Below are 5,023 nucleotides of genomic sequence, written 5' to 3'. Positions count from 1 at the left end.
CCGAGCACTTCGCCGTCGGCGACGACCACCGTGTCGGCCGTCAGCAGGATGTCGTGCGGCAGGAGCGGTGCGGGGTACGCCTCGCTCTTGAGCCGCGAGAGGTAGAGCGGCACCTCCTCGGCCGGCAGGCCGGCGGGGGAGAGCTCTTCGCAGTCGTATTTCGGGGCGAGTTCGTACGGGAGCCCGCAGCCCGTCAGCAGTTCGCGCCGCCGCGGCGATTGCGATGCCAGCAGCAGGCGGTAGGGTTTGAGTTTATCGTTCAGCAGCATATGTCTCTCATTTTATGTTTCGTTCCGGAGCAGTCTGTCAGCGGATGTCGAAGTTGAGCAGTTCGCGGTCGCCGATAAGGGCGCGCAGGTTGTCTCCCGGTGCTACGGGGCCGACGCCTGCCGGGGTGCCCGTGTAGAGTAAATCGCCCATGCGCAGGGTCATGTATTGCGACACCGAGGCGATGATCCGGTCGACGGTGAAAAGCATTTGGGACGTGTCGCCCGTCTGGCGCGTCTGGCCGTTCACCTCGAGCGTGAAGCGCAGCCGCTGCACGTCGCCGCCCAGCTCCTGCAAAGATACGAATTCCGGCGAAATCGCCGCCGAGCGGTCGAACGCCTTGCAACGCTCCCACGGGAGCCCTTCGGCGACGGCCTGCCGCTGCAGGTCGCGGGCCGTGAAGTCGATGCCCAGGCCCACCTGGTCGTAATAGCGGTGGGCGAAGCGCTCGGCGATGCCTTTGCCCACGCGGTTGATGCGGACGACCAGCTCGCATTCGTAGTGCAGCTCCTTTGAAAAGGCCGGGATGTAGAACGGATCGTTGTTGCGCAGCAGCGCCGTGTCGGGTTTGAGGAACCAGACGGGCTCGGCCGGACAGGCCGTGCCGCCGCCGATTTGCCGGTCGAGCTCCTCGGCGTGTTTGGCGTAATTGCGTCCTATGCAGATTATTTTCATGCTCTTTATTACTTTTAATTATGGTCGTACCGCTGTGCCCGGACGAGCATCGGTATGATGAAATCGCCCATAACTTTTTGTTATTGCGTTTCCGGCGTGCGCAGCTCTGCAACCATCCGGGCCGCGAAACGGTCGCTGGCCCCGGGGCCCCCGATAACCGTGCGTAATTCCGCGAAGTCGGCGAGCATTCGCTCGCGTTTCGCGCCGCCCGCGACGATTGCCCGCAGTTCGCGTTCGGCGCGCGTGGTGTCGAGGTCCGACTGGATGATTTCCGCGACGGCCTCGCGCCCGAGGTTGAGGTTGACGAGCGATACCCAGGGCACTTTCAGAACGTAGGGCTGCAATTTGACCTGGAACCACAATGTCCTGTAAACCACGACTTCGGGGATGCCGAGCAGCGCCGTTTCGAGCGTCGCCGTGCCGGAGGTCACCACGGCGGCTTCGGCGGCGGCGAGTGTTTCATAGGTCTGGTCGCAGACGTAGCGGATGCCGCTTCCGGCCATGTATTGTTCGTAGAGCGCGCGGTCGAGCCAGGGCACGCCCGCCACGACGAACTGGTGTCCCGGGAACTTTCGCGACAAATCGGCCATCAGCGGCAGGTTGTCGCGGATTTCGCCCCGGCGGCTGCCGGCCAGCAGGGCGATGATGGGCCTGTGGTCGAGATTGTGGCGGCGGCGGAATTCGTCGGGCGGGGGAAGTGCGGCGCGCCGGGCCTCGATGGCGTCGACCAGCGGGTTGCCCTCGAAGACGGGCTCGATGCCGTGCCGGGGGAAATAGGTGCGCTCGAAGGGGAAAATGATGAAAAGTTTGTCGACCCAGCGGCGAATCGATTTGACGCGGTGCTCGCGCCATGCCCAGACTTTCGGGGCGATGTAGTAGAACGTGCGGATGCCGTGCTCCGTGGCCCAGCGGGCCATCTTCATGTTGAAACCGGGGTAGTCCACCAGAATCAGCACGTCGGGGGCGAACGCCGCGACGTCGGCCTGGCATTCGCGCATCTGGCGTTTGATTGTCCGCAGGTTCATCAGCACCTGCACGATGCCGAAAAACGAAGTTTCGCGGTAGTGCTTGGCGAGGTTCCTTTCGCCGCCCGCGGCAGCCATCAAGTCGCCGCCCCAGAAGCGGAAATGCGCGTCGGGGTCGGCTTTGAGAAGCCCTTTTATCAGGTTCGAGCCGTGCAGGTCGCCCGAAGGCTCGCCGGCGATGAGGTAATATTTCATGTCCTTTTGGTTATGCTGGTTTTTTGCTTTTTACGCCCAGCCCTGTTTATCCGGTATTAACGTGGGGTGTTGTCCGTGAATTTCAATTCGAACCAGATGTAATCCTGCAACCCGAACTCTTCGTGCCATTTGAACGGGTTAAGGTGCCCGTCGCGGACGCTGCAATAGTGCATTCCACGGACTACCTGGCCGTCGGGTAATTGGAATTCGAGCGTTTTACCCGGGCTGAAAGCTATTACCGGAATGACGTCTGCCGTGGTCAGGCCGTCTTCGGGGTAGGTTTCCATCAATATGCACTGATCCGCATTCGTAATCGCGAACTTACATTCCAGACCGATCGGCTGGGGAATGATAACCTGCACGGAATCCGTACCGACCGGTTGTGTGGCGAAGTGGAACCGCAGCGTGTCGGATGGGCAGGTGTAGCTACCCAACGGCCGGCGTTCTTCTTTGCCATCGATGCTCTGAACGATGTTCAGGGTATATTGCAGACCGGAGATCGGGCCTGTGATGGCGTTTTCGAGGGTATGGATGTGCTGAAGTGCCGCCATCGACTGGACAGCGCGGCTTTCCTGTTCCATGGGATTCGAAAAGGTGAGCGTGACAGTATCTTGTGCAACTGCCGAGGCGGTACAGAGCAGGCATAGCGTCGATAGAAGGTGAGTAAGGTATTTCATAACGGATTGAAGTGGGTTAGAAGTAAGAGTAAGGAATCGCACTGCGGGATGCCGTAACCCATTTCGGGGCCGGGCGTGGCGCTGCGGGTGCCGGAGGCGTGCAGCAGGCGGATCAGTTCGCGGCGTTCCATCGGCCGATGTCCGAGTAGGGCGGCGCACAGCCCCGCGACGATGGGCGTCGAGAACGACGTGCCGTTCGGGGAGTCGTAGACCGCCAAATCGGGTTTGACGGGGTGCGGATTGTATCCGGTACCGCTTTTGGCCGAGCGTCCCGTGCCCTCGGAATCGGCGGCGCCTACCGTGATGGCCTCTTGGACATCCCCGGGGAAAGCGATGTGGCGCCATTTCTTGTTGCCTTCGTTGCCGGCGCTCTGTACGACGACCAGGTGTGGGTATGCCTTCAGAAGGCTGTCGAGGAAACGCGAACAGCGTGCCGTGCGGCCGTCGAGCATTTGTGGCGTATAGCCGTCGAAATCGTCGAAGGTCGTGTAGCCCAGCGAGATGTTGATCACGTCGACCTGCCGCTGCGCGAGCCACTCCAGTGCCAGGCACAAGCGGTGTTCGTCCGCGCGCGGCTCGTCGTGTTCGAGATCGGATTTTACCAGGTAGTAGTCGGCGTTGCAGGCCAATCCCAACAGGGTGTCGTTGGAGAAACCCCCGATGTTCCGCGTGACCCGCGTGCCGTGGTCGCAGTCGTCGCGGAAGAATCCCGTCGTATCGCCGTCTGTCAGATCGAGGTAGTCCGCGATCCGGAGCCTGCGCGTGAAACGGTCGTCACGCAGCCCGCCGAAGCCAGCGTCGACCACCCCGATGCGGATGCCTTCGCCCCGGGGTGCGAGCGAGTCGAACCGAGGCCCCATCATCTGCCCGATGGCATGCGAATAGGTGTGCGTGTAACCGGACGTGTAGCTGTGCTTTATTTCCTGTACGATGTCGTGGAGCCCGTAGGTGACGAGCAGCAGGCCGGCGATCCAGACGATGAGCGACGTTTTCCATTTCATGGCGGTTTCCTTATTCGTCCAACAAATCGGGCCGCAGCTGCCGGGTGCGCTGGTAGGATTGCTCGTCCTGCCATTTGGCGATTTGGGCGAAGTTGCCCGAGAGCAGCACGTCGGGAACGCGCCAGCCGCGGAATTCGGCGGGGCGCGTGTAGACCGGGGGCGCCAGCAGGTTGTCCTGGAACGAGTCGGTGAGGGCCGAGGCTTCGTCGCCGATGGCGCCGGGGATGATGCGCACCACCGAGTCGGCGATGATGCAGGCCGCCAGTTCGCCGCCCGTGAGGACGTAGTCGCCGATCGAGATTTCGCGCGTGACGAGGTGCTCGCGGATGCGGTGGTCGATGCCTTTGTAGTGGCCGCAGAGGATGATGATGTTTTCGAGCGTGGAGAGGCGGTTGGCTTCGTGCTGGTTGTACCGCACCCCGTCGGGCGAGGTGTAGATGATTTCGTCGTAGTGGCGCTCGGCCTGGAGCTTCTCGATTAGTTCGAAAACCGGTTCGCACTTCATGACCATGCCCGCTTCGCCGCCGAACGGGTAGTCGTCGGTGGTCTTGCGGCGGTCGTGGGCGTAGTCGTGCAGGTTGTGGACGACGATTTCGACGAGCCCTTTCTCCTGTGCGCGGCGCAGGATCGACTCGTTGAGCGGCGAGGTCAGCAGTTCGGGTACGACGGTGAGGATGTCAATGCGCATGTCTGAATATGATGTCTTTGGTCGATTCCGGGGCGAGGGGTATTTCGCGGCCCCGGTCGAGGGTGAAGCCCTCGTAGCCGAGGGCGGTGAAGAGCGCGACGATTTGCGGCCGGTTTTCGCCGCCCGTTTCGATGAGCACCGTGGGGCGGAAGCGTTCGAGCAGCGGGCGCAGTTCGTTCATCACCACGAGCTCGTATCCCTCGATGTCGCATTTGATGAAGTCGAGGCGTGCGAGGGAGGCGAAGAGTTCGCTGCCGCGGCGCATCTGGGCGGAAAACTCCGCGGCGGCGGCCGTACCGCCGTCGTTCACGAAGTTTTGTCCCGTGCCGAAGTAGCCCGTTTCGCGCGCCGAGTCATTGGCCATGGTAATCGCTTTGTTTTCGGTGCCGAGGGCGTAGGGGAATATCTCCACATTGCGGCAGCGGCGCAGGTTGCGGCGCAGCACGGCGAGGATGGGCGGCACGGGCTCCACGGCGCAGACCCTGCCGGAGGGGC

Annotated in this window: 7 protein-coding genes; all 7 read right to left on the bottom strand. The window is 62.2% G+C overall.

Annotation, left to right across the window (positions count from 1 at the left end):
• Nucleotides 1-269 (bottom strand): Maf family protein (locus QZT71_RS11865; protein WP_295916489.1); only part of this gene is annotated, 269 nt, incomplete at its 3' end.
• 37 nt (nt 270-306) lie between these two features.
• Nucleotides 307-942: a fumarylacetoacetate hydrolase family protein gene (locus QZT71_RS11860; RefSeq protein ID WP_295916487.1), complete on the bottom strand. Its 636-nt coding sequence runs from the start codon at nt 940-942 to the stop codon at nt 307-309.
• Between the two features lie 80 nt (nt 943-1,022).
• The gene (gene lpxB / locus QZT71_RS11855; RefSeq protein ID WP_295916485.1) at nt 1,023-2,162 is read right to left on the bottom strand and encodes a lipid-A-disaccharide synthase; all 1,140 of its coding nucleotides are present in this window, start codon (nt 2,160-2,162) and stop codon (nt 1,023-1,025) included.
• Between the two features lie 56 nt (nt 2,163-2,218).
• Nucleotides 2,219-2,839, bottom strand: coding sequence for a hypothetical protein (locus tag QZT71_RS11850; protein WP_295916482.1), 621 nt, complete (start codon nt 2,837-2,839; stop codon nt 2,219-2,221).
• Nucleotides 2,836-3,840, bottom strand: coding sequence for a S8 family serine peptidase (locus tag QZT71_RS11845; RefSeq protein WP_295916479.1), 1,005 nt, complete (start codon nt 3,838-3,840; stop codon nt 2,836-2,838). The genes QZT71_RS11850 and QZT71_RS11845 overlap by 4 nt, the downstream gene beginning before the upstream one ends.
• 10 nt (nt 3,841-3,850) lie before the next feature.
• Nucleotides 3,851-4,528, bottom strand: a complete 678-nt coding sequence (gene trmD, locus QZT71_RS11840) for a tRNA (guanosine(37)-N1)-methyltransferase TrmD (protein WP_295916477.1) — start codon at nt 4,526-4,528, stop codon at nt 3,851-3,853.
• Nucleotides 4,518-5,023: FkbM family methyltransferase (locus tag QZT71_RS11835; protein WP_295916474.1), on the bottom strand; the 506-nt coding region annotated here is incomplete at its 5' end. The genes QZT71_RS11835 and trmD, both read right to left, overlap by 11 nt.

The sequence above is a fragment of the uncultured Alistipes sp. genome, from assembly GCF_902388705.1.
Taxonomy (GTDB): Bacteria; Bacteroidota; Bacteroidia; order Bacteroidales; family Rikenellaceae; genus Alistipes.
Note: the sequence above shows the minus strand (reverse complement) of the source record. Positions and strands in the feature narration are given on the sequence as shown.